A 25,327-nucleotide genomic window follows, 5' to 3' on the forward strand; every position below is an offset into this window, starting at 1 on the left:
CGAGTTTGCAAACGATTTATCGTTCACTTACTCGCTGTGAAATAGCTCTGAGGACTTTACAGTGCTCTTAAAATTACTCAAACAGATTTTATTTTATTTAAGAGGGCATTCCCATAATCGCTTTAGGCTCCAGGAATTCTTCAATTCCATAATCTCCCCATTCGCGACCAATGCCGGATTGCTTAAAGCCACCAAATGGCGCCGATATGTCTGATTTACTATTATTGATTCTTATTTGTCCTGCTCGAATATTTAAAGCCACTTTTTTCAGTTCTTCTTTATCATTTCCGAATACGTAACCAGCAAGGCCGTATACGGTATCGTTGGCGATTTTAATAGCTTCGTCAATATTCTTATACGTAATAACAGACATAACGGGGCCAAAAATTTCCTCCTGCGCAATAGTCATATCATTTTGCACATTCGTGAAAACAGTTATTTTGGAAAAGAAACCTCGCTCCATTCCATCGGGTTTGCCAGGTCCCCCGATAGCGATAGTGGCTCCCTCTTCCTGTCCTTTTTGGATATAGGATTGAACCGTTTCCCATTGTTCTTTGGAAACCTGCGGCCCCATAAATGTACTTTCTTCCTGTGGATCGCCAACAGGAAACTCCGTTACTAATTCCTTCATTGCTTCTATAAAATCGTCATGCATTTCATCATGTACTATCACTCGTGTTGCTGCGGAGCATACCTGTCCTGTATTTGTAGCAATTTGAGTTAATGCGGTTTTTGCTGCTGCTTTTACATCAGCATCCTTTAAAATGACTAATGGAGATTTCCCTCCAAGTTCCAATGATACATTTTTAATGCCATCTGCAGCATTTTTCATCAAACTACTTCCGACTTCTCCCGAGCCAGTAAAAGATACCAAATCGACATCCGGATGAGAGGAAATTGCCTCCCCTACTATTGAACCGGAACCATTCACTAGGTTAAATACTCCTTTAGGAACACCAACTTTATCAAAAATCTCCGCTAGAATAATAGACGCAAAGGGAGTTTTAGATGCAGGCTTCACTACTAAGGTGCTCCCTGCTGCCAATGCACTAGCGAGTTTTGTAGAAATTTGATTGGTTGGGAAATTCCATGGGGTGATCAGTCCAGCTACACCAATCGCTTCCTTTTGAATATAAGAATTTTCTCTTTCCTCTTTGAATTCGAAGGTTTTCAACTCTTCTGCTGCCTGCCTAAAATGTTGAAGGCCCATTTGATAATGGATTTTCTCTGATTTGGTGATTGGAGCACCAAGTTCTTCGGTTATTATTTTTATCAAATCATCTTTCCGATTTTCGTATTCGTTTGCAATATCCTCTAAAAGTTTTATCCGGTCATCCACTGATGTTTTTGAAAAGGTTGGAAACGCGTCTTTAGCAGCCTCCACAGCTCGATCCACGTCATCTCTCGTGCCGCTGCTAATCTTACCAATTACTTTCTCTGTCGCAGGGTTTACTACTTCAATTGTTTCTGAACCAGTAGAGTCCACCCATTCCCCATTGATGTATTGTTTTGTATGATTAAGCATAATAAAACTCCTTTATAAAATTGACTTATTTTATTTGTTCCCTTTTTGGCTGTTCGTAAACAAGTGGATACCAAGGATGGGGGTGACTTCTTTGGTGGAGCAGTAATTCCTATAACAAAAAATGACTCCCGAGTTGAAGTCGGAAGTCATTTTAAAGGTTTACTTATTGTGCTGTATATCCGCCATCCACCGTTAGAACATTTCCAGTCATAAAGGAAGAATCATCTGAAGCCAAGAATAGTACTGCTTTAGCCATTTCCTCTGACTGCCCTAGACGCTGCATTGGGGTCATCGTTTTTAAGACTTCTTTGCTTTCTTCCGGAATAATCGGTGTATCGATGAAACCTGGTGCCAGTGCATTTACACGAATATTTTTGGTTGCATATTCTAATGCCAGTGAGCGAGTTAAGTTAATAACTCCGCCTTTTGCCGCATTATAAGCAGCAGATCCAGGAGAACCTACCCACCCATACATAGATGCAGTGTTGACAATTGTGCCACCACCAGATTTAAGCATTTCACGAATTGCATCACGCGCAACTAAGAATACGCCGTCTAAATCGACATTCACTGTATTCCGCCATTCTGCATACTCTAACTCTTCTGTAGGAGTAACGCGACCAATTCCAGCATTATTGAAAACTATATCTACTTTACCAAAAGCAGCGATGGTTTCTTTATATATATTTTGAACTTCTTCTTCACTTGTAATATTTGCTTTAACAAATAGTGCATCGGCATTTTGAGCTTTTAGCTCTGCTTCAAACGCTTTGCCTTTTTCTACATTTAAATCAACTAACACGACTTTTGCGCCTTCTTCAACAAAAAGTCTTGCTGTTGCAGCACCAATTCCCGATGCACCACCTGTGATAATAGCTACTTTTCCTTGTAATTTCATTAGAAAATCTCTCCTATCTAAATAAAATTTAAATATCTAAACTTTATATCTTGAATTGAAGATATTTATATTCTAAATATAGTCTTCTTACTTCCTAAAGTCAAAGTATTAAACTACCTAAGTTTCACTTTTTATGTCCACCGAGTAATCCTGCACGTTTTCTTGCAGTTCCTGCTTCTGTATATGAAACTGCACGTAAAACGGAAGTAGAACCGTATTTACTACGTAAGGCATCCATTGTTTTTCCAAGCTTCCGTTCCTTCCATTTACTTTCTTCGAACAAGCTTAGTTGCATGGAGTATTCTGGTTCTAAATTGGTAATCGAGATGGATAATTTTCGAACAGGACGGCGATCATAAAATTCATCAAAAATTTGATCACATACTTTATAAATCGTCATGGTGGCATTTGTCGGCTCATCAATAGAGCGGGAACGATTAAATCCACCGCCAAATTCCTCTTTACTATACCCAACAGATAGATGTATGGTTCTCCCAACCATTTCCGCTTCACGTGCTCGTCTAGCTACGTCCTCACACATTTCCAAAACGACTGCCATCACTTCTTTTTTACTACGATAATCTCTAAATAATATTTGTCCCTTACCATAACTAATCTGCCCTTCAGCAAGAGGTGCTCCGAGCTCGGATAGATCTACTCCCCAAGCATGATAATACAGTTGGTTGCCCATTACACCAAACTTTTCCTCGAGTAAGGATAATGGGGTATTCGCCAATTGACCCACTTTAAAAATCCCCATATTGTTTAATGTTTTTTGAAGACGTGATCCTATCCCCCACATTTCAGTTAAAGGTGTTACTGGCCACAACTTTTCCTGAATATCTTCATATTCCCATTTAGCAAAGCCACTTTTTTTCGCCTCCAGGTCGAGTGCCAACTTAGCCATAAGCATGTTTGGTCCCATACCCACTGCACATGGCAACTGAAATTGAGCATATAATTCGTCTTGTATACGTTTTATCGTGTTTTCAATAGGTCCCCAAAGCTTTTCTGTTCCGCCAAGATCTACAAAACACTCATCGACACTATACACATGAATGGACTCATGTGGGACAAACTGATGTAAATAGCGTGTAATTTCCATCGATACTCGAACGAAAAACTCCATTTTAGGTTCAATAAGATGTATGGAAGGGTGATCTGGTATTTCAAACAAGCGAGTTCCAGTCTTCACACCAAACTGTTTTTTCATAGGTGGAGATGCAGCAAGCACGATACTTCCTTTTTGCTCCAAATTTCCGATGACTGCAATCGGTGTAGTCGTAACATCCAGGCCGGCATCTGCTGCTGCACAGCTTGCAAAAAAACTTCGTATATCAATACATATAATTTTCCGGTTTTTTAGTCCTTCATACATAATATTCACCACTCACTTTCGGAACGTATGTTCTTTATAGTATATTACAAACAAACGTTCTTATTCAATGGTAAAAAATTGGGTAGATAGGCAAAAAAACGTTGTATTATTCGCATTCTCCTTTTATTTCTCCTCGTTTAGCTCATTGATTTTTTGAATGGCATCACTGACAGTCTGAACTCCGATAACTTCTATTGGAAGATTTAATGATTCCACTACTTCATTGGCTTCTTCCAAATTTCCAAGAGGGAGAATTATATACGGGAGATTTATTTTATTTGCACTTAGAACTTTTTCTTTTACTTGACCAATTTCTATTACTTCCCCAGTTTTACTGATAGCACCTGTCACACCAATTGTTTTTGCATTTTTAACTTCCTCTTGTTCTATTAGACTGGATAATACGAGAGCCAAACCCGCACTGTTCCCATTTACATTATTTCTAGATAAAAATTCATCAATTGCTATATTACCTGTACTTAAATACGCATTTACATTCATGGACATCTGATGAACATAATCTACTTCTAAATTGATACCAATCAATTGAATAAGTGCTATAGTTTTATTCGCATAGCGATGGATATTAGTAACTTGGTTTATATCAAAAATCATGGAGTGACTGTTAAGCTCTAAAAAATCTTGTTCTTCTAAGCCTTCCTCCAGTAGTACCTCGGTCGTATTTATACCCAACACGTAGATTCCAGAGCTTTTTACTAGTTCTTCTGGTGGATGATAAGATGATACGACATACCGGTTCCCTTCCATTGAAATCAGTGGTACTTCATATATCAATAAAAGAAACGAAGCGATAAAGGAAAATAGGAAGATATGTTTTAACATGTTTGTTTTCCTAATTCCCAATAAATAAAATGGCCACAATATAACGAGCAATGCCAAAATGTTGCAAAAGAAAAAGCTAGAAATATAATCGAGGAGAAACAAATAGAGCTCCGCATAGTAAACAAAAATTGTCATTATAAAAGGAAGCATTTGATGCTTGTTTGTTGATTCAATTATCTTGATCACCGATCCTTCCGATACATACTCTTATACTAATTCGATTAGCTACTAAAAAAACCTTCCTATTGAATCCAAAATTTCTAGGAGTCTTACCAAAGTTAAGTGCGATGCTTGCGAAACAATAGAAACCTGAAAGCTATTGCTGATTCGTTCATAGGAAATTTACATCAAATATCCAGATAACAAAGAAAAGCAAACTCTATTTAGCTCGTTTGCTTCTTTTTCGATCAAATGGAGTTTTCCATGCCTTCCCTTAAAAGCAGAAACTATCGTTCTATTGTTCGTGCTTGTCTTTGTAGAGTACTGTATACAGTTGCTGAATATTATATCCGTACTTATTCCAACCTTGCATTACATCTTTTCAGGAGTTGGCATACCTAATAAACGTAGGCATTCCTTTAAAACTATAGATACCGAAAACGCTAATGTTAACTTAGAAGAAGTGGTTTCATCCTTAGCTAAAATTTTGGTATTCGCATAATATTTATTGAACTGGCGCGATAGTAGTAAACAATACTTTGCTATTTGAGATGGATCAGCATAAGCAAACGCTTTTTCTACAACTCCAGGAAAATCCTCGAGTAGTTGGATAATTGCCATGTTTCATCTCCAAGTGGTGAAAAGTTGAATTCTACAGCCTTAAAGTTGCCTTTTTGGAGCAACGAACAGATTCTAGCATTAGTATATTGTACATAAGGTCCAGTTTCCCCTTCAAAGTTAAGCATCTGTTCTAACGAAAACTCAATATCATTCATGCGATCATTTTTTAAATCATTGAAAATAACTGCTCCTATACCAACTTGCTGAGCAATTTCCTCTTTATCCTCTAAGGTTGGATTTTTCTCATTAATATTTTGCTTTGCTGTGTGAATGGCATCCGCTATTACGTCAGCCAGCAAGATGATTTTACCTTTACGGGTAGACATTTTTTTGCCGTCTTTCAGCATCATTCCAAATGGAACATGCTCTAGCTGTTTAGCCCATTCATAGCCCATTTTCTCAAGTACCGAAAATAGTTGCTTAAAGTGAAGTGATTGTTCATTTCCTACAACATAAAACGTCTTAGTCGCTTGATATGTTTGTTGACGATAGATAGCTGCTGCTAGATCACGGGTCGCATAAAGGGTAGCCCCATCTTTCTTTGTAATCAGACTAGGGGGCATATCTTCGAGTTCTACTACAAACGCCCCGTTAGATTCCATTAACAATCCCTTTTCTTTTAAACCGTCTACTACACTAGTCATCTTATCGTTATAAAAAGCTTCTCCAGCATACGAATCAAAGCGAACACCCAAAAGTTCATAGATTTGTTGGAACTCCTTTAAAGATGCATCTTTGAACCAATTCCATAAGTTTAGAGCTTCTTCATCCCCTTCTTCGAGCGATTTAAAGGCTGCACGAGCTTGTTCGTTTAACGAGTCATCTTTTTCTGCCATTTCATGAAAATGTACGTAAATCTTTAATAGCTCTGCAATCGGTGCTGCAAGAATTTTGTCTTGGTTTCCCCATAATTTATAAGCGACAATAAGCTTGCCAAACTGCGTGCCCCAATCTCCTAGGTGGTTAATACGAACAGCTTCGTACCCATTTTTCTCTGTAATATTCGCTAACGAGTTGCCTATTACAGTTGAACGCAAGTGCCCCATTGAAAAAGGCTTTGCTATATTTGGTGAGGAAAAATCAATGATAATTTTTTCATGCTCTTTCTTTTTACTTCCGTACTGTTGTAAATCGGTCGTAATAGCTTGTAAAACTTGGTTAGTAACTAGTTCTTGATGGAGGAAAAGATTCACGTATCCTCCAGCTACTTGTATGTTGGTGATTAAATAATCCTCTAACTTCTTACTTAACTCTAACGCTATTTGCTGCGGAGCTTTACGCATTTTAGGAGCTAATGTAAAACAAGGAAATGCCATATCGCCGTGTTTTGTTTGCTTTGGTTTTTCTAATAATTGTTCCACTTGCTCTACAGTCCATTCATTTTCTAAAGCATTCGAAATGATAGTTGCAATTTGATATGTCAGGCTCATATTTTCTCCTCCAATATAAAAAGCCCTCGTCTCTTATAAGAGACGAGAGCTATATTCCCGTGGTACCACTCTAGTTGCCACAAATGTGACCGCTTTTACGTTCGTAACGAGGTATCTTCCCCGATTTTCCCTACTCCATTTCAGGACATTTCTCCGAAGTGCGCTTCATCGATCTTCTGTATTAGGCTCCCACCGTCCCTAACTCGCTTCCGCAGTTGTGCATCGATTACTCTCTTCATCAACGAATTTAACTTTATGATTTTACATATAGTACAGTATTTTCAAAATTGCGTCAACACCATCGTTCAAATTTTATAAATACTTATCATTGGTCCCGTCGATTGAATCACTCCACTCGCTTATCCAACTTACACAAGTTCCTCAGAAGCAACTAAAAAATTTTCACCAAAAACCACACTATGAATATAATGAGCACAAAAGGTAAGTGTAAATTATTGGAGGTTAACGACTTGGATAAAAATAAAAACTTTTTATTCCATGAAAATCAAAATAGTCAAAACCACCAAACAGATAGCCAAAGCGCTAAACTCGCTGTCATCGCAGGGGCAATCACTACGCTTGGCGATGTTCTTGCTACGATGGCATCCGTATTAGCTATAGAAGAGGCACGGCAGGAACAAAGTGAAAATGGCAACAATGGAAATAGTAAAAATATGCAGAAACAACTTGATTATTTAACATCTGAAATGGAAAAAATAAAAAAACAAATAAATTCCCCGAGGAGATAGTACACTAATTTGCGCTTATTCTTCACAGAAAGGGCTAATATTTAAGTGGAGTTGTCATGATTGTATTAATTAGCTTTATCAAAATAAACAAATGCCACTTAATCCCATGTATAGTTTAATGGATTAAGTGGCATTCAAATTTTCATAACTAGTTGACTCATATTCTACTCGTTTGGTTTTATATAAAGAGATTTCATTACTTCCGGGTAGTTTGGACAATCTAATTACATCGACGACTAGCTTTAGTTATTTTGCAAGTAATGCTAACTTTCTTTTAGATGGTGTTTCATACTTTACTTTAGCGGACTTTTGAACAAAACTTCCATTACCTACACCGTATAAACCACCATGATTGCTCTTATAGCTATAAACTCGGTATTCCTCTCCTTTTTTCATAGGACGTACCGTAGTCAATGATCCGTTACTTTCCATTTTGACCAAGTTTGTATTAGATAAAATAGTAACTTTACCTATTTGCCCCAATTTGAGTTCTGTTTTTCCCCACATCACTCTTACAGCGGATACATCTAATTTCTTTGTAATATACGCAGAGGAGATATAACCTGCTAACTTTTTATCTTCTGTTTTAACTGGGTACCATACAAACTGGTTTAAACTTGTCAAAGATTGATCAAAAATGAAATCACCTTCAATTGTTAAGGTAGAATTCTTTACTAATTGCTTTTGAATGGATGAAGATCCGGGCTTTAACCTTAACTTTACCTTATCTTCTGTTACTAAAACCTTGTCTCCTTTTTGAAAATGATATGCAGAGGAATGTATTTGATCGTTTAAGGAATACTCCATCTTTTTGAATCTTATATTTTCTAAGCTATTAGGGTCATATTCAAAATCAGCTGCATTAAAAGGAAACTGCCCTAACTTCGTGCCGTATAAGTAACTATCTTTTTCAAGAAGCGAAAAGACTTTTTCTTGATAGGCGGCTTGGTTCTTTAATCCATTTGACTGAATAAGTGGACTGTTAACAGGCTTCGTCCCATTATAGGCCATAATAGGAAAATACCAGTTTTCGATTATATCTCGTCCTGTCTCTTTTATTTTTGGAAGATCTGTTCGTTTATACATATTGCTAAGAATTTCGACGCCTGCCTGAATATTGTAATTGATATCGTATTTCAATTTTTCTTGATTATAGTCCGATTGATTGGTAATTTGCATAAGACCAATTCCATTGTCTGTTGAGATTATAGGTTGACCTTTCTCATCAAATTGTCTCCAATTACCATTTTCTGTGGAAGCCACTGCTTTCACCACTTCGGGTGGAATCTCTGCTTCCAAAGCAGCATTCGTAAGTAAGCAATTTATGTGCTGAAAAGAGGGATTTTGATTTGGTTTAATTTCTCCATAAGTTGTACATTTAGATGCCCATGTTGACTCAGCGAATGCTTCATCATAGGAAAAACATAGAAGGATTAAACAAGCTAAGAGACCTGCCCATATTTTGATTGATTTCATTTATTCAATCTCCATTCATTTAAATTTTATACTTATCTAGTATATTTTACCATAAAGGATTAATGTTTAATAGCGACTTCTAGGCTATGAAACTGCTGGGAAAGGAAAAGAGCTTTCTAACATAGTTTCTACCTAAGTATAAGTGAATTAAATATAATATGAATATTGCATACTTAAAGATTATGGCTACGTCTCATTAAATTACTTCCATTTACATCTGTGGAAAAACCAAATTTCTCGTAGTACGAAACCAATCTATCAGGACAATAAAGTTCAACTCTTTCGACATCTTTAACAAGAGAGTGTTTTAGAATACTTTTCATCAAAATAGTACCGATACCATCATTTCTGTAATTCTCTTTCACAATAACATCAAATATGAAAGCTCTATATATACTATCTGAAATCACCCTTGCAAACCCAATTAGTTCTCCTGATTTCTCATGAATCAAACCAATTACTACACTACTGTTTTCTAACAGCTTCCTAGTTTCGGTTATTTGACGCTTCTGCGTCCACCATTCGTTTTTAAATAAGCTATGTAACTCCTCTATTCGTATCTCATCAAACTTCTCAATAACCTTGAAATTATCCATTACCACACTCTCCTTCAACACCTTTTTCAATATAAACTTGAAATATTCGTGACTCACAACCATTTATCCTTTATTAAGAGTACAAATAAAAATAACCATACCGTAATTACAATAAATAATTCTTTTTCTTAAAAATCCCCTTATATTATTACATTATCACTTTCTTTTTTTCATATTCTATATACATGGATGTCCTGGGGAGTGATGCATTTGATAAAAAAAGGCTGGGTTATATTAGTTGGAAGTGTTTTTATAGCATTAGGTATTAATCTTTTTTTAATCCCATATAAAGTGTTAGATGGTGGTATTATCGGGATCGCACTCATTTTAAATTATCTCTGGGGTTTAAAGCCTGGATTAATGATTATATTATTTAGTATTCCGGTTTTTATTATTGCGTGGTTTAATTATCGGGAATATTTCTATAATAGTTTGCATGGAATGATCATCTCTTCTTTTTTGATAGATATTCTACAACCATTGGTAGGGTTTATACATATCGAGGCGATTTATAGCTCCATATTAGGTGGAGTCTTTGTTGGAGCAGGAATAGGTTTAATGCTACGCTTTAAGACCAGCACGGGGGGCACCGATTTAGTAGCTCAACTACTCAGTGTGAAAACGGGTGTGAATGTAGGTATACTGATTTTTATTATCGATTCGATTGTGGTGTTATGCGGTGGGCTATTATTATCTGTTGATACATTGCTTCTATCGATAATTACGATATTTTTTGTTGGTGTAACAACGAGTTTTATTACGAGGAAAGTAACGATTTCATAATAAGAGCCGCTAAGGATATAATTCCTTTAGCGGCTTAATGTTATTTTATACGTAGTTCTGTTTCTTTATCAAAGAAATGTGCTTTACTCAGGTCAAATGCTAAGTCGATTGTGTCCCCTGCTGAAATATTGAAACGAGAGTCAATACGAGCGACAAAGCTTTGATTGTTCACTTGTGAATATAGAATGATTTCCGCACCCATTAGCTCCGCAACCTCTACAGATGCACTCACTTTTGTTTCCGGAGAGAAGTCTAGGAATACTTGCTCATCATTAATATCCTCTGGGCGAATACCAAGAATGATATCTTTCCCGTCGTACCCACGCTCTTTAAGGATCTTCAGTCTGCCGTCAGGAACTAATAACTTTACATCATCCATGATGAAATAATTACCGATCAATTTACCATTCAAGAAGTTCATCGCTGGCGAACCGATAAATCCACCGACAAATACATTGTCTGGCTCATCATACACTTCTTTTGGCGCTCCCACTTGTTGAATGATCCCGTCCTTCATAACTACTAATCTTGTAGCCATTGTCATTGCTTCTGTTTGGTCATGGGTTACATAGATCGTAGTCGTTTGTAGACGGCTATGTAGTTTTTGAATTTCTGCACGCATTTGCACACGAAGCTTTGCATCTAAGTTAGATAACGGCTCATCCATTAAGAAAACTTCTGCATCACGAACGATTGCTCTACCAAGTGCTACACGCTGACGCTGACCACCAGAAAGAGCTTTTGGCTTACGATTCAATAGATTTTCTAATCCTAAAATCTTTGCAGCATTATCCACACGTTTTTTAATCTCATCTTTTTTAAATTTGCGAAGCTTCAACCCAAAAGCCATATTATTGTATACATCCATATGAGGGTAAAGTGCGTAGTTTTGGAATACCATTGCAATATTACGATCTTTCGGTGGCACATCATTTACGCGTTTGTCTCCAATATATAAATCACCAGAAGAAATTTCCTCTAATCCAGCAATCATACGTAATGTCGTTGATTTTCCACAACCAGATGGCCCAACTAGTACTAAGAATTCTTTATCTCTTATTTCTAAGTTGAAGTCTTCTACAGAAACTACTTTATTGTCGTATACCTTTTTAACATTTACTAATTTAAGTTCAGCCATTCTATTTCCCCCTTGAAATTGTAAGTGCTTTCATTAGTAATAGAATACTATATTTCTAATTTTCAAGAAATGGGAATAGTGCACAAAGATGAACCAGATCTTTGTGTATATTTACTAACTATCATTTTCTTGCTAGCAATGCCAAGGATACAGTCATTGCATTATGAAATTGACGAATATCGATTCCCGTCTTATCAACGAAGCGATCTAATCGATATTGCAGGCTATTTCGGTGTAAATGGAGTACTTTTGCTGTTTCGGAAAGGTTCAAGTTACATTCGAAAAAAGTCTCGATCATTTTAATCGTTTCTTCATCATATATGTACTCATGTAATATAGTTTTAGAAATATCCAGTCTTAATCCTTCATCGGTCTGCTTTGTTAAGATAAAAGGTATAGCATCGACATAAGTCACTACCGATTTGTTCGTATACTGGAATACTTGGTTGGCCACATTGGTCAAGGATTTATAGTGAAGCGAAAGATCGTTAACATCCTTTTTATATGGTCCCACAAAGAAGTTAATTTTCACATAAAGGTCACTCATTAAAATATCGATTATCTGATCGTATGAAATGCTATCCTCATCCACCATTTGCTGCTCGATGATAAAACCTTCGTGTTCATTGTGCCAAAGAATGGACACTTGCTTGTCAAAGAGCGCATCTATAGCATCTTTAAACAAGAAAGGTTCTACCTGATCTTTATTAAACGAAAAATATACGAAACGAAAAGGATTACTAGGTTTCCATTCCTTCTCTCCCTCTATTGGTTCGGTAGAGAAAATAAGTTTCCTCCACTTTCCTTCTGCATCCGTTGGATTAGGGAATTTCACATTATAGGGGGATAGAAAAGCAGTTAATAATGAGATATCTTTGGAGGTTAGTTCGTCGTTACGGATGCCAATTACTTCATGGTTGTCTGTTGTAAACCATTTGTAATCTATGCCTAATTCGTCGGAACTGTCCTTATATACTTGTAGTGTAGAGTAAATTTTTCTTAATTGATCGATCATTATATAAACCTTCTTTCGAAAGAATTACCTTTTTTGAAACTTATAGAAAAGTTTTGACTATTCTACTATTATTGTAGCTTATCATAAACCAACACGCTTTTAATTTTTTTGGAAATACAATAAAACCTGTAGACAACTCATTTTTAGAGTGTCTACAGGTTTAGTTTTTGTTATGCTAGTCGTTTCTTTGCCTCTTCGATTTGTACTTTCACTTGCTCGAAACCAGTGCCACCTAAAGAATTTCTTCTTCTAACAGCTGCTAGTGGTGATAGTACATCATAAATATCTGACTCTAACAAGCTACTTGCCTGCTGAAGATCTTCTAGTGGTAAATCGAGTAAGAAGTATCCACGTTGAATACATAGGAAAACTAGTTTTCCAGTTATTTCATGTGCTTCGCGGAATGGAAGTCCTTTTGCAGCTAAATAATCCGCTAGTTCCGTTGCATTAGAGAAATCCTTGTGAACAGTATCATGTAGTCGTTCTGTGTGAACTACCATTGTACGTACCATGCCTTCAAAAATTTTCAATGATCCAACGATTGTATGTACAGTATCGAACATGCCCTCTTTGTCTTCTTGCATATCTTTGTTGTATGCAAGTGGAAGACCCTTAATGACAGTTAATAACCCCATAAGATTGCCGTAAACTCTACCAGTTTTCCCACGGATTAACTCGGCCATATCTGGATTTTTCTTTTGAGGCATAATACTAGAGCCAGTTGAAAAGGAATCATCTAATTCGATAAAATTGAATTCAGCACTAGACCATAATATAATTTCTTCCGCAAAACGAGACAAATGGGCCATTAACATAGAAGAATTACTTAGAAATTCTAGGATAAAATCACGGTCACTCACAGCATCCATACTATTTTCATAAACATTTGCAAAACCAAGATATTCAGCAGCTACCTTACGATCAATTGGAAAAGTCGTACCAGCAAGTGCACCTGCTCCAAGTGGTGAAATATCGATGCGCTTCACAGAATCTTTGAAACGATCCTTATCGCGTTCTAGCATCCAAAAATAAGCCATCAAATGGTGAGCAAATGAAATAGGTTGCGCACGCTGTAAATGCGTATATCCTGGTGCAAGGGTTTCTACATGTGTTTCTGCTTGTGTAACAAGTGTTTGTTGGAAAGTCTCGATTAACTCGATTATTTCAATTACTCTATTCTTCAAGAATAAATGCATATCTGTTGCCACTTGATCGTTACGACTACGCCCAGTATGCAGCTTTCCACCTACTGGCCCGATTAAATCGATTAGCATTTTTTCTAAATTCAAGTGAATATCTTCATTGGCAACAGAAAACTCTAATTTGTTTTCAACTGCCAGTTTTTTGAGTTGGACGAGACCTCCTAAAATACTTTGGACATCATCACATGGTAGTATATTGCAGTCTCCTAACATTTGAACGTGTGCAATACTGCCATCTAAATCTTCATTCACTAATGTTTGATCGAATCCGATTGATGCTCCAAATTCATCGACCCATTGTTCGGCAGATTTTTGAAATCTGCCGCCCCATAGTTTAGTCATGCCTTCACCTTCTCTGCTCCCTTGTTCACCATAGCGTGAACTTTTGTTGGTAGTCCCCATAGCTCGATAAATCCTACAGCTGATGCATGATTAAACTCATCATCTTTTGTATATGTTGCTAACTTCTCATTGTATAGAGAATTTGGAGATTTACGTCCTTCTACAATGGCATGCCCTTTAAATAATTTAACACGCACTGTTCCATTTACATATTGTTGCGTTTCTTTTAAGAATGCCTCTAAAGCCGTTCTAAGTGGTGAGAACCAAAGTCCTTCATAAATAAGTTCCGTCAACTTTTTCTCCATTACTGGTTTAAAATGAGCTAATTCTTTTACTAGAGTAATATCTTCTAATTCTTTATGCGCTAGAAGTAAGGTATGTGCACCAGGAATTTCGTATACTTCACGTGACTTTATACCAACTAAACGGTTTTCTACATGATCGATACGACCGACACCATGTTTTCCAGCTATGTCATTTAGTTTTAAGATGAGTTCGTGTAATGGATATGCTTTTCCATCTATGGAAGTAGGAACTCCTTGTAAAAATTCAATTTCAATGACATCCGCAGTATCCGGTGCATTTTCTAGAGAAACAGTTAAATCATAGGCCTCTTCTGGTGGAGCAGCCCACGGATCTTCCAAAATGCCACATTCGTTTGCGCGACCCCATAGGTTTTGATCGATAGAAAATGGGCTGTCTAGGTTAATAGGAATTGGAATATTCTTTTCTTTTGCATATGCAATTTCTTCTTCACGGCTCCAGCTCCACTCACGTACTGGCGCAATTACTTCTAAATCTGGATTCAATGCTTTAATAGAAACCTCGAAACGCACTTGGTCGTTTCCTTTACCTGTGCAACCATGTGCCACTGCTGTTGCTCCCGTTTGTTCTGCAATTTCTACTAATTTTTTAGAAATCAGTGGACGTGATAAAGCGGAAACTAATGGATATTTGTTTTCATACCATGTATGTGCTTGTAATGAAATTAATGCATATTCATTAGCAAATTCTTCTTTTGCATCGATCATATAACTCTCAATTGCTCCAACTTCTAATGCTTTATTTTTCACGAATGTCAGGTCTTTCCCTTCGCCAACATCCAAACAAACCGCTATAACGTCGTATCCTTCATCTTTTAACCATGTAATTGCGACTGATGTATCTAACCCGCCTGAATATGCTAAAACCACTTTTTTGTTCATTTTTATATTCCTCCATTGCATTTATATACATTGTTTTAGTATTAATATACATAATGTAACATGGAATTTGTATGAATACAACTAATAATTAATAAATATAAGTAATTATTCTTATTTTTGTATATTTATCGATTCTTCCTTTTTTTGTTTTTCTAGTTCAGAAATGAGTGTATATTCAATTCCTCTTATAGTAAAGTAGTTCTCTATCTCTCGAATAATATTTTGTAGTACGGTTAAGCGAGCATATAATTTGTCATCACCATGGACTATAAACCAAGGTGCATCTGTACAATTCGACTTATCAAACATATCTTCAGCTGCTTCTATATACTGGTCAGATTTTTCCCGATTACGCCAGTCCTCGTCTGTTAGCTTCCACTTTTTATAAGGATCGGTCTTGCGTTCTGTAAAACGTTTCAATTGCTCTTCCTCAGAGACATGTATCCAATGCTTAATAATAATGTAGTTATCATCCGTTAAGGTTTTTTCAAAATGATTTATTTCTTTATAAGCACGTTTCCATTCTTCTTTAGTTGCCAGTTCTTCTACTCGTTCAACTAATACTCTCCCATACCAGGAGCGATCGAAAATCCCTATTTGTCCATGCTGTGGGAGTTTTCTCCAAAACCGTTGCAAATAGTGATAACGGAGTTCATGTGGTTGGGGGGCGGAAATAGGATGAACGATGTATCCTCTAGGATCAAGACGCTGTGTTAAACGCTTAATAGCTCCCCCTTTCCCGGCGGCATCCATTCCTTCAAAAACAAGTATGAGACCAATCTTTTTCTCGAGAAGTGTCTTCTGTAAACTTAGTAAATGATATTGTAGCTTCTTTAGTTTCTTTTTGTAGTCCTTTTTAGAATGCTCAAATTGTGTCGCTTCTAAATTGCTTAATGATTTTGGCAATGATATCCCTCCTTATTTACTTTTTGTATACCCAATTTTCTATTACAACCCTAAAAACAGTAATTGAATGAATGTTTTGTTTAATAAAAGTAGGCTATGTTAAAATTAATGGTTGATTTTGTTTAGAAAAAATGAGCTTGGAAAAACAATTCCAAGCTCACCTTTTTCTGTCTTTTTTTAAACTAAAGTACCCGCTAGTTTAAGTACAATGTTTCACAATCTAAACTAAACGTCTTCATTTGTATATTCTGTATATGAGTCGAAATCTTCACAATCCAATATAAGTTCACAACTATAAGGATGAAGAATAAAGAAAGTTTTGTGGTATTCGTCATCAAGCGACTTTGCATAAAAGCTGTTTAAAGTTAAACAAAGAGAAACCTCCTAGAACGCTATTAAATCAAGATTCTAAGAGGTTATATGTAATCCCAATCTTTAGTTTGGGAACGTTCTTCCAACTACATATGTATATTTATTCTTAAATTTTTTCAAAGAATAAGCTACTCACCTGTGTGTGAATCGATAAGCTTTCTTGTCTTTAAATCGTAAATTTTATAATCCATTGTCCACATACGGTCTTCGGTCACCGTAACCTCACAGTAATAAGGAATTGATTTGCCATAAGCATCGAGTTCAGGAATCTCATTGAAATTAAATTGTTCGTCTGTTTGAAGCATATTGAAAATCGAATTAGAAGAACGACCAGATGAAGATATTTCTATCGTGCATTTACCATTAACAACATCAAAGTCTTTCGTTATTACATATTTTAAACTTGGAACAGTCATCCATAAAAATAGGATTCCCATTAGTAAACCGCTCAACATTTTAATCGTCGACCAAAACTTAATTTCTCTCTTTCTATACATACGAATAAAAAAAATCGCACTGCCTATAACAAATAACACACCTAAACTAAATAAAAAATAATAAATAAAAATAATAATCCCCTCCCTACAATAAGTCATTACTATATTTAGATTAATTCAATTATAAAAGTTTCAAAAGTCATCTTTATAACATTCCCAAAGCGGCGTTTGGTAACATTACTTTACTAGCGTTGTAAATTTGACGAAAGTCCTTGTTGCACTAAACTGCTGCTTTAGTTCAATAAGAAAAAAGACTTTACTCCTTCTTGAAGTAAAGCACGACGTTAGTTTAAGTACATCTTTTCACAAACTACTCCCAAATTTCATCTAATTTATTCGAGTAGAAATCAATTGCTTTTTTATAACCTAAAATTTCATAATCTGTTGTTGAATCTGTTAAGCATTTTAATAATAACTCCATCACTTTACTATGTTCGTTCAAATTATATAAGGTCATCAATTAGAACGTTTGAATTGCTTTATTGTTTGGAAATGATTCAATTCCCTTTAAAAATTTACTTTTTGACTTTTCATATTCACCTAATTATCTATATGTACTCCCTAACCCCAATAAAGCACCTTCCAGTTCCTTTGAAGACAACCCTAATTTGATTGCATTTTCGTAAAAGGGTACTGCTTTCGATTCCTCTCATATAAATCAAAACTCCAAGCACATTGATTGTTAATCGATGCAACATCTGGGAACCCCTGTACAAGTTTCATAAGTAGTTCGTTAGATTCTTTATGACTTCCACTTTTCCGTAAATCAATAGCTTTGTCTAACTCTTTTTCCATCATTTTCAACCCCTATACTTTATCAGTTTATACCACTAGTCGAGTAGAAGAGAACCTCTCTACCTTGCGGTAGATTGTGTTCTTCCCCCCTCACAGAACCGTGCTTGCGCTATTCACGCACACGGCTCCTCCAAGTCTTCATTCACAAAATATAGCTAATCTCTTTTCTTAAGTCGTATATATTCACCTTTATTCTTGGTGAAGGTAACGGATATTTATGAAGAAAGAGATTGAATTTATCCCAAGTAAAGGATTTTCTTTGACTTCTTCTGTTGAGCCATTTAAACAGTAAGTATTGGATTTTGTCTTTAAATTGTTGAACACTTGGAGTGTTATCTGTGATGCAATAGTAGTTGTAATAACCTACAAGCGAGCGTTTAAATCTATCCATAATCATATGAATATCATTGTTTCGGTTCTTCTTTATCCATTCCTTCGATTCCTTAAGTTTACCTTGTAGCTTTTTCCTGCTTGATTTCCGTTTCACACGAAAGTATCCAGATTTACTCTTTCCACAGTAGTGTGTAAAACCTAGGAAATCAAAGGTGTCAGGTTTTCCATTTCCCTTTAGTTTTGCATCTTTCTCCGCAAATCTCCCGAAGGGAATAATTTTGGTTTTATCCTCCGCTATTTCTAAGTTAAACTTCTGTAATCTCAGCTTTAATGATTGAAAGAATTCCTGAGCTTCGCTCTTATATTGGAAGCAACAAACAAAGTCATCTGCATAACGAACTATGTATGCTTCTCCTTTACACTGTTTTCTAACTTCCTTCTCAAACCACAGGTCCAGGACATAATGGAGGTATAGATTGGCAAGTATCGGAGATATGACTCCACCTTGCGGTGTGCCTTTATCTGTCTTGTATTTCTTTCCTTCCTCCATGTATCCACCTTTAAGAAACCTACCAATTATTCTTAGTAAGTTAGGGTCAGCAATTCGCAGTTTTAAGAACTCCATCATCCATATGTGGTCAACGTTGTCAAAGAACCCTTTGATATCTACATCTACTATATAATTTACTGATTTCTTTTCCATGTAATAATTTAATATTTTCAAAGCATCGTGGCAGTTACGATTTGGGCGGAACCCAAAAGAGCAATCTAGAAAATCATTTTCATAGATGGCATTTAGTATTTTTGTAATGCCTTTCTGTACAATCTTATCTTCATGTTCCGGTATCCCCAATGGTCTTTTCTTGTTGGAGTTAAGCTTCGGAATATACATTCTCCTTACGGGAACAGGATGATAACTTTTACTTTTAAGCCTACTTACTAAATCCTCTATATTTTCCTCTAGTGTTTCACTGTATTGCTCTTTAGTTGTGCCATTAATCCCAGTAGCCTTCTTATTAGGTAATTCAAGATGACACTGAACTAGAGATTGCTTATTTAGTAAATGGACAATAGATGTAAATTTCATTTTAGGATCAGATTTTGCTAATTCTGCTATCCTTAATAGTTTTGTTTCCATTTAATATTCCTACCTCCGAGTGTAGTAAATGTGTCCCTAGTAAGGGTGATAACTTGGTAGCAGCCTTTCCTCCATCGGCATTACCCAACTTCATTGGTACTACGCTGCTATCCGACTCCCTACAACGGCATTTGGTTTCCTTGCTTATTATCACTTGTACACCATACTCTTCTATTAGAAGAGACCGGTAGGGTCTCCCGAGTTGCCGTATCATATCCATGTGTGACGTGCCAAGGTCTCTGACCCCAGAGAGGTTTTATTCTTCTTGCCTTTATCGAAGAATAAAATGTAGCTTTCTACCGCAGTTAAGGCATCAGCCCTCTCGATTTACTAACATTATGGAGCTCAATCCCTTCAACCATTTGGCTTTCGGCCCGCCACCTAACTGTCTACGCTTAAAGGCTAATGTTACCATTAGCCCTCCAAGACTCGCTACGAGTGAATGGCTAGTTCTTTCTCGACGGGAATCCCACCCGCTATATGATACGACCTAGGCTCGGCCGCACAACTGCTGCGTTAGTTTAAGTGAAATGTTTCACAAACTTCCCTAACGAATGGTTCATGATAGTTCTTTCAACAATCAATTTCGTTGTATTTTGCTCCATTAGTATAATAAATAAGTTCAACAAAAAGAGCGTTAATTCCTTCATTTCAGAATCAACGCATCTATATATTTCATCCGTTCTCTCAAACCCTTTTCTTTTGGGTCAACTCGTTCCAAACATCAATTTCTTCATATAATCCTTAAATTTACTCGAATTTCTGCCGTTTTTGCGTTAATCCTTCTTGTAGCAACACCACCGGAGATTAAAAACCTCACTATTCTACATAAATAAAATTGCACTGAACTAAATGGGGTAGACCAACAATATCACTCACTTAATCCATGATTCAAACGAAAACAAACAGCCAATCGCGGGTTCAATACCGTCAATCGGCTGCATGATAGGGTGTTTTATTCCTGTCCCAAAAAGTATAGTCAGTGCCCTCCACCCAACAAGTTTTTTTTGTCTATTATGACTCAAAAGCTGTTTTATCTGGAAATATACCATTTTCTCTTACAAGACAAACTGCCAATCTTTGAGCAGCTCGATCAAAATAAAAATTAGAGGGAATATTTTGATCAGGTAAACTTTCTAACTCTGAGAACTTTCTGGTAATTTTATTTAACTCAATTTTACCCATAATCTCTTCATTAGGTCCAAATTTGTAAACTACATTTTCATTATCTTCATATTCCTTTAATAGTAAAACATACGAAGCCATTTTTACTCCTCCTCTGCTGGATACCACGGACGCCCAAATTCAACTGTTTTATCGTGTGCGGTCCTGTAATCTGTTTTGAATATTCCTTCAAATTTTGATTCAAAAAGTTCATGATTCAGTAATAGAACTATTATTATTAGATATTTAATTTTTTTGCTCTTTCACTGATTTTTCCAATTGAACAAGTCGAGTAGAAGAGAACCTCTCTACCTTGCGGTAGATTGTGTTCTTCCCCCCTCACAGAACCGTGCTTGCGCTATTCACGCACACGGCTCCTCCAAGTCTTCATTCACAAAATATAGCTAATCTCTTTTCTTAAGTCGTATATATTCACCTTTATTCTTGGTGAAGGTAACGGATATTTATGAAGAAAGAGATTGAATTTATCCCAAGTAAAGGATTTTCTTTGACTTCTTCTGTTGAGCCATTTAAACAGTAAGTATTGGATTTTGTCTTTAAATTGTTGAACACTTGGAGTGTTATCTGTGATGCAATAGTAGTTGTAATAACCTACAAGCGAGCGTTTAAATCTATCCATAATCATATGAATATCATTGTTTCGGTTCTTCTTTATCCATTCCTTCGATTCCTTAAGTTTACCTTGTAGCTTTTTCCTGCTTGATTTCCGTTTCACACGAAAGTATCCAGATTTACTCTTTCCACAGTAGTGTGTAAAACCTAGGAAATCAAAGGTGTCAGGTTTTCCATTTCCCTTTAGTTTTGCATCTTTCTCCGCAAATCTCCCGAAGGGAATAATTTTGGTTTTATCCTCCGCTATTTCTAAGTTAAACTTCTGTAATCTCAGCTTTAATGATTGAAAGAATTCCTGAGCTTCGCTCTTATATTGGAAGCAACAAACAAAGTCATCTGCATAACGAACTATGTATGCTTCTCCTTTACACTGTTTTCTAACTTCCTTCTCAAACCACAGGTCCAGGACATAATGGAGGTATAGATTGGCAAGTATCGGAGATATGACTCCACCTTGCGGTGTGCCTTTATCTGTCTTGTATTTCTTTCCTTCCTCCATGTATCCACCTTTAAGAAACCTACCAATTATTCTTAGTAAGTTAGGGTCAGCAATTCGCAGTTTTAAGAACTCCATCATCCATATGTGGTCAACGTTGTCAAAGAACCCTTTGATATCTACATCTACTATATAATTTACTGATTTCTTTTCCATGTAATAATTTAATATTTTCAAAGCATCGTGGCAGTTACGATTTGGGCGGAACCCAAAAGAGCAATCTAGAAAATCATTTTCATAGATGGCATTTAGTATTTTTGTAATGCCTTTCTGTACAATCTTATCTTCATGTTCCGGTATCCCCAATGGTCTTTTCTTGTTGGAGTTAAGCTTCGGAATATACATTCTCCTTACGGGAACAGGATGATAACTTTTACTTTTAAGCCTACTTACTAAATCCTCTATATTTTCCTCTAGTGTTTCACTGTATTGCTCTTTAGTTGTGCCATTAATCCCAGTAGCCTTCTTATTAGGTAATTCAAGATGACACTGAACTAGAGATTGCTTATTTAGTAAATGGACAATAGATGTAAATTTCATTTTAGGATCAGATTTTGCTAATTCTGCTATCCTTAATAGTTTTGTTTCCATTTAATATTCCTACCTCCGAGTGTAGTAAATGTGTCCCTAGTAAGGGTGATAACTTGGTAGCAGCCTTTCCTCCATCGGCATTACCCAACTTCATTGGTACTACGCTGCTATCCGACTCCCTACAACGGCATTTGGTTTCCTTGCTTATTATCACTTGTACACCATACTCTTCTATTAGAAGAGACCGGTAGGGTCTCCCGAGTTGCCGTATCATATCCATGTGTGACGTGCCAAGGTCTCTGACCCCAGAGAGGTTTTATTCTTCTTGCCTTTATCGAAGAATAAAATGTAGCTTTCTACCGCAGTTAAGGCATCAGCCCTCTCGATTTACTAACATTATGGAGCTCAATCCCTTCAACCATTTGGCTTTCGGCCCGCCACCTAACTGTCTACGCTTAAAGGCTAATGTTACCATTAGCCCTCCAAGACTCGCTACGAGTGAATGGCTAGTTCTTTCTCGACGGGAATCCCACCCGCTATATGATACGACCTAGGCTCGGCCGCACAACTGCCCCGTTAGTTTAAGTGAACACTTTCACAAGCCTTTATTTTTAACATAAATATCCAATAAAAATTTATATAGGGAAACCTCTTCTTCGCAGTCATTAACGATTATCAACCTCTTTCTTTAACAGAGCCTAAAAATAAAGGGATCGCAACTGCAATCCCTTTCTCACTATTCAATATATTCTTATTGAAGTAAAATATTTAAGGTATTTGTACGTGCTCAAAGTGTTCGACTATAGGAAATGGTTCATAGTAAGGATGAAGTAATTTTCGCCACACTTGATATTCGGTTGATCCTCTAAAGTCTACAGTATGACTTTCTAAGGTTTCCCACCTTACTAGCAACAGATATTTCCCTTTTACCTCCATACAACGCTGTAATTCATGATTTATATAACCCTTCATAGTAGATATAATTTGAGATGCTTTGCGAAAGTCATCCTCATAGTTTTCTTCTTGTCCTGGTTTAACGTGAATCATTACAGCTTCTAATATCATGTGATCCCACCTTTTTTAATCTCATGTAATGCGTTCTATTTTCTTTAATAAACTACTTAAAGAAATTTGTGACATCGATTCTATTCGCTCATCAAAGTCCTCAAATTTCAAATTTTTCGTAACTGCATTTGGAACAATGATACAACGAATTCCTGCTTGCTTAGCCGCACTTAATCCGTTTAAGGAATCTTCAAATACAACTGTTTCCTTTGACGTTAAATCTAAATCTCTAAGTGTTTTGATGTATAATTCTGGATCTGGTTTAATATTTTTTACATCATCTTTAGTATTGATCACTTCAAAATAATCAATTATGTTAAGTTGTTCCAAGTAGCTTTGAACCCACTGCTTTGAGGAGCTTGAAGCTAATGCTATCTTCAAGTTATATTGTTTGGCCTCCTCTAAATATTCTTTTACACCTTCTCTGAGCACTGGAGCTCTCATCATGCTTGTGTATCTTGCTGCTGCAAGCTCTTCTAACAATTCACATTCAACTGCATCACCTGCAATTTTTCGAAAGTAACTGTATAAAACATCATTTCCAGTGCCTATACATTCGGAATATCCTGCTAAATCTAAATCTACTTGATAGCGCTCATAAAAAACCTCTCTGAATGCTTCATACCATATAGTTTCCGTATCCACTAGTAACCCATCAAAATCAAATATAACTGCTTTAATCATTCCTAATACTCCTATTCAATCATTTATATTTTTAAAAAAACTCGTAAAGTCCCCCATCAAAATAATCAAATTCCTCTTTTGATAATCTCAATAATGTATAACTTTTATAGAATGCATTTAACAATGACTTATCATATATAAAAGAGCGAATGGCAAGTGCCACATCATATCTTGGGTCGCCATAAGCTACTCCGGACAAATCTATAAAAGTTTCGACAGAATTGTCTGCGACTAAAACATTATCTATTGTACAATCTCCATGAATAAGCGTTTGAGGTATAGCTCTAGGTTTGTGTTCTAGGAGACTATCTAATAATTGCGGGTTTCCATCCACCTCATAGTGTTGTAAATTGCATGCAGCCTTTTTCAGTTGTATATCTAACCAACTTATCTGATGCTGCCATTCAGGTGGTAGGGAAGTTTCATGCAATTTTTTTAACTTTGCACCAAAACTTTGAATGATTTTCACTTGTTCCTCATTTGATTTAACAGCTAACAATGCCTCTCTTAAAGGAACCCCTTCTTCCATACTCATGAGCAGGTAACTATTATCCTCGTCTTCCATATAATCGTAAAAAGTTGGTATAGGTAAGGAAGTATTAGTATTCAGTTCTTTCATAACTTTCGCTTCCTCTAACAACCATGTCTTATACTGTGGTAAAGAGGAGCGTTTACAAACATATTTCCCTTGATCGGTATGAAGAAAAACTACTTCAGAAGTTGCTCCCTGCCTTGCTGGATAAGAAACATTTTGAATATTGCCGATGATTGTCTCAAATTGCTTGGGCAACGCTTTATGTATATACTCTTTCAATTTTTGCACCTCTTTTAAACTGTTTCTTTTATATGGATATTCTTCATCCGCACCTCATAATCCTTTTATATACAAATATTATGTAATAATTAGATGTACAGACAACTTAAAATGTCTACCCAAAAGTTGAATTGCGACAATAATCTTGTTAAAAGTTATATAATTGTGACATTATTGTGAAATGTATGTTACATTCCGTGTTCCGACAATATTTGCAAATTCTTTATTATACAATAAGCAGGTTGCTACATTACCTACTAGATATACACTCATGAAATGAAGCTAAATATACATTACGGAGGAAGAATTATTGTGAACAGTCATTTGCAACAAAAATTATTATTACTACGAATTGAACAAAAGAAACAGGATATGTATAGAAAGGCAAAGAGTCTTGGATTTACTCATCCTATTGTTGTTACTTGCAGTCAAGAACTTGATGAACTACTAAATAGATACCAACGTAAAGTTTCTTGAATTGTATTATTTAGGTACCTATCAGTTATTTTTGATGCGATGAAACACACCGCAATACGAAA

General features: G+C 36.2%; 21 protein-coding genes, 2 pseudogenes and 1 other annotated feature. Of the genes and pseudogenes, 3 read left to right on the forward strand and 20 right to left on the reverse strand.

All coding sequences use genetic code 11. The features are described from left to right. Nucleotides 1-97 precede the first annotated feature (97 nt). From MKX53_RS09125 to argS, 5 genes and pseudogenes are all read right to left on the reverse strand, one after another. A complete protein-coding gene (locus tag MKX53_RS09125) occupies nucleotides 98-1,525 on the reverse strand; it encodes an aldehyde dehydrogenase family protein (RefSeq protein ID WP_340910775.1) in 1,428 nt (475 codons plus the stop codon). Between the two features lie 163 nt (nucleotides 1,526-1,688). Next, the gene (locus tag MKX53_RS09130) at nucleotides 1,689-2,423 is read right to left on the reverse strand and encodes an SDR family NAD(P)-dependent oxidoreductase (protein WP_340830608.1); all 735 of its coding nucleotides are present in this window, start codon (nucleotides 2,421-2,423) and stop codon (nucleotides 1,689-1,691) included. 124 nt (nucleotides 2,424-2,547) lie between these two features. Next, a complete protein-coding gene (locus tag MKX53_RS09135; RefSeq protein ID WP_340910776.1) occupies nucleotides 2,548-3,801 on the reverse strand; it encodes a Y-family DNA polymerase in 1,254 nt (417 codons plus the stop codon). A gap of 123 nt (nucleotides 3,802-3,924) precedes the next feature. After that, nucleotides 3,925-4,644: a S16 family serine protease gene (locus MKX53_RS09140; RefSeq protein WP_340910777.1), complete on the reverse strand. Its 720-nt coding sequence runs from the start codon at nucleotides 4,642-4,644 to the stop codon at nucleotides 3,925-3,927. Between the two features lie 531 nt (nucleotides 4,645-5,175). Then, nucleotides 5,176-6,854: pseudogene (gene argS, locus MKX53_RS09145) on the reverse strand (arginine--tRNA ligase). Nucleotides 6,855-6,889: 35 nt separating this feature from the next. Beyond that, nucleotides 6,890-7,105: a binding site (T-box leader), on the reverse strand. Nucleotides 7,106-7,324: 219 nt separating this feature from the next. On the opposite strand from argS, the gene MKX53_RS09150 reads away from it, so the two are divergent. Then, nucleotides 7,325-7,603 carry a hypothetical protein gene (locus MKX53_RS09150; RefSeq protein WP_340910779.1) on the forward strand — a complete coding sequence of 93 codons (279 nt, stop codon included), beginning with the start codon at nucleotides 7,325-7,327 and terminating at the stop codon, nucleotides 7,601-7,603. 246 nt (nucleotides 7,604-7,849) lie between these two features. Here the strand turns inward: MKX53_RS09150 and MKX53_RS09155 are convergent, their stop codons facing one another. Both MKX53_RS09155 and MKX53_RS09160 read right to left on the reverse strand, forming a co-directional pair. Then, complete coding sequence (locus tag MKX53_RS09155) at nucleotides 7,850-9,079, reverse strand: transglycosylase SLT domain-containing protein (RefSeq protein WP_340910781.1); 1,230 nt, start codon at nucleotides 9,077-9,079, stop codon at nucleotides 7,850-7,852. A gap of 173 nt (nucleotides 9,080-9,252) precedes the next feature. Further along, nucleotides 9,253-9,675 (reverse strand): GNAT family N-acetyltransferase, encoded by a 423-nt coding sequence (locus MKX53_RS09160; RefSeq protein ID WP_340910785.1) that lies wholly within the window; start codon nucleotides 9,673-9,675, stop codon nucleotides 9,253-9,255. A 204-nt stretch (nucleotides 9,676-9,879) separates the two neighbouring features. On the opposite strand from MKX53_RS09160, the gene MKX53_RS09165 reads away from it, so the two are divergent. Further along, complete coding sequence (locus MKX53_RS09165; RefSeq protein ID WP_340913305.1) at nucleotides 9,880-10,458, forward strand: YitT family protein; 579 nt, start codon at nucleotides 9,880-9,882, stop codon at nucleotides 10,456-10,458. Nucleotides 10,459-10,498: 40 nt separating this feature from the next. On the opposite strand, the gene MKX53_RS09170 is transcribed toward MKX53_RS09165, so the two are convergent. The 13 genes and pseudogenes from MKX53_RS09170 to MKX53_RS09230 form a co-directional block, all read right to left on the reverse strand. Further along, the gene (locus tag MKX53_RS09170) at nucleotides 10,499-11,596 is read right to left on the reverse strand and encodes an ABC transporter ATP-binding protein (protein ID WP_340910787.1); all 1,098 of its coding nucleotides are present in this window, start codon (nucleotides 11,594-11,596) and stop codon (nucleotides 10,499-10,501) included. A 121-nt stretch (nucleotides 11,597-11,717) separates the two neighbouring features. Further along, nucleotides 11,718-12,611: a PucR family transcriptional regulator gene (locus tag MKX53_RS09175; protein WP_340910788.1), complete on the reverse strand. Its 894-nt coding sequence runs from the start codon at nucleotides 12,609-12,611 to the stop codon at nucleotides 11,718-11,720. 170 nt (nucleotides 12,612-12,781) lie between these two features. Next, nucleotides 12,782-14,155 (reverse strand): argininosuccinate lyase, encoded by a 1,374-nt coding sequence (gene argH, locus MKX53_RS09180; RefSeq protein ID WP_340910789.1) that lies wholly within the window; start codon nucleotides 14,153-14,155, stop codon nucleotides 12,782-12,784. Further along, nucleotides 14,152-15,360, reverse strand: a complete 1,209-nt coding sequence (locus MKX53_RS09185; RefSeq protein WP_093534083.1) for an argininosuccinate synthase — start codon at nucleotides 15,358-15,360, stop codon at nucleotides 14,152-14,154. The genes argH and MKX53_RS09185 overlap by 4 nt, the downstream gene beginning before the upstream one ends. A gap of 111 nt (nucleotides 15,361-15,471) precedes the next feature. Next, complete coding sequence (locus tag MKX53_RS09190) at nucleotides 15,472-16,266, reverse strand: polyphosphate kinase 2 family protein (protein ID WP_340910791.1); 795 nt, start codon at nucleotides 16,264-16,266, stop codon at nucleotides 15,472-15,474. Nucleotides 16,267-16,766: 500 nt separating this feature from the next. Beyond that, nucleotides 16,767-17,075, reverse strand: coding sequence for a hypothetical protein (locus MKX53_RS09195; protein ID WP_340910793.1), 309 nt, complete (start codon nucleotides 17,073-17,075; stop codon nucleotides 16,767-16,769). Between the two features lie 370 nt (nucleotides 17,076-17,445). Next, nucleotides 17,446-17,930 (reverse strand): annotated as a pseudogene (locus tag MKX53_RS09200) (tetratricopeptide repeat protein). Nucleotides 17,931-18,072: 142 nt separating this feature from the next. Then, nucleotides 18,073-19,401, reverse strand: coding sequence for a group II intron reverse transcriptase/maturase (ltrA, locus tag MKX53_RS09205; RefSeq protein WP_340910211.1), 1,329 nt, complete (start codon nucleotides 19,399-19,401; stop codon nucleotides 18,073-18,075). Between the two features lie 1,014 nt (nucleotides 19,402-20,415). Beyond that, the gene (locus MKX53_RS09210) at nucleotides 20,416-20,667 is read right to left on the reverse strand and encodes a hypothetical protein (protein WP_340910796.1); all 252 of its coding nucleotides are present in this window, start codon (nucleotides 20,665-20,667) and stop codon (nucleotides 20,416-20,418) included. Nucleotides 20,668-20,956: 289 nt separating this feature from the next. Next, nucleotides 20,957-22,285, reverse strand: coding sequence for a group II intron reverse transcriptase/maturase (ltrA, locus tag MKX53_RS09215; protein WP_340910211.1), 1,329 nt, complete (start codon nucleotides 22,283-22,285; stop codon nucleotides 20,957-20,959). A 708-nt stretch (nucleotides 22,286-22,993) separates the two neighbouring features. Continuing rightward, on the reverse strand, nucleotides 22,994-23,290 hold the full coding sequence (locus tag MKX53_RS09220; protein ID WP_340910799.1) for an antibiotic biosynthesis monooxygenase family protein: 297 nt from the start codon (nucleotides 23,288-23,290) through the stop codon (nucleotides 22,994-22,996). Nucleotides 23,291-23,311: 21 nt separating this feature from the next. Continuing rightward, complete coding sequence (locus tag MKX53_RS09225) at nucleotides 23,312-23,974, reverse strand: HAD family hydrolase (protein ID WP_093534069.1); 663 nt, start codon at nucleotides 23,972-23,974, stop codon at nucleotides 23,312-23,314. Nucleotides 23,975-24,005: 31 nt separating this feature from the next. Beyond that, on the reverse strand, nucleotides 24,006-24,788 hold the full coding sequence (locus tag MKX53_RS09230) for an aminoglycoside phosphotransferase family protein (protein WP_340910801.1): 783 nt from the start codon (nucleotides 24,786-24,788) through the stop codon (nucleotides 24,006-24,008). 309 nt (nucleotides 24,789-25,097) lie between these two features. Between MKX53_RS09230 and MKX53_RS09235 the strand changes: the two genes are divergently transcribed. Beyond that, nucleotides 25,098-25,265 carry a Spo0E family sporulation regulatory protein-aspartic acid phosphatase gene (locus tag MKX53_RS09235; RefSeq protein ID WP_093535637.1) on the forward strand — a complete coding sequence of 56 codons (168 nt, stop codon included), beginning with the start codon at nucleotides 25,098-25,100 and terminating at the stop codon, nucleotides 25,263-25,265. Nucleotides 25,266-25,327 lie beyond the last annotated feature (62 nt).

The sequence above is a fragment of the Psychrobacillus sp. FSL K6-4615 genome, from assembly GCF_038008225.1.
GTDB lineage: Bacteria > Bacillota > Bacilli > Bacillales_A > Planococcaceae > Psychrobacillus > Psychrobacillus psychrotolerans.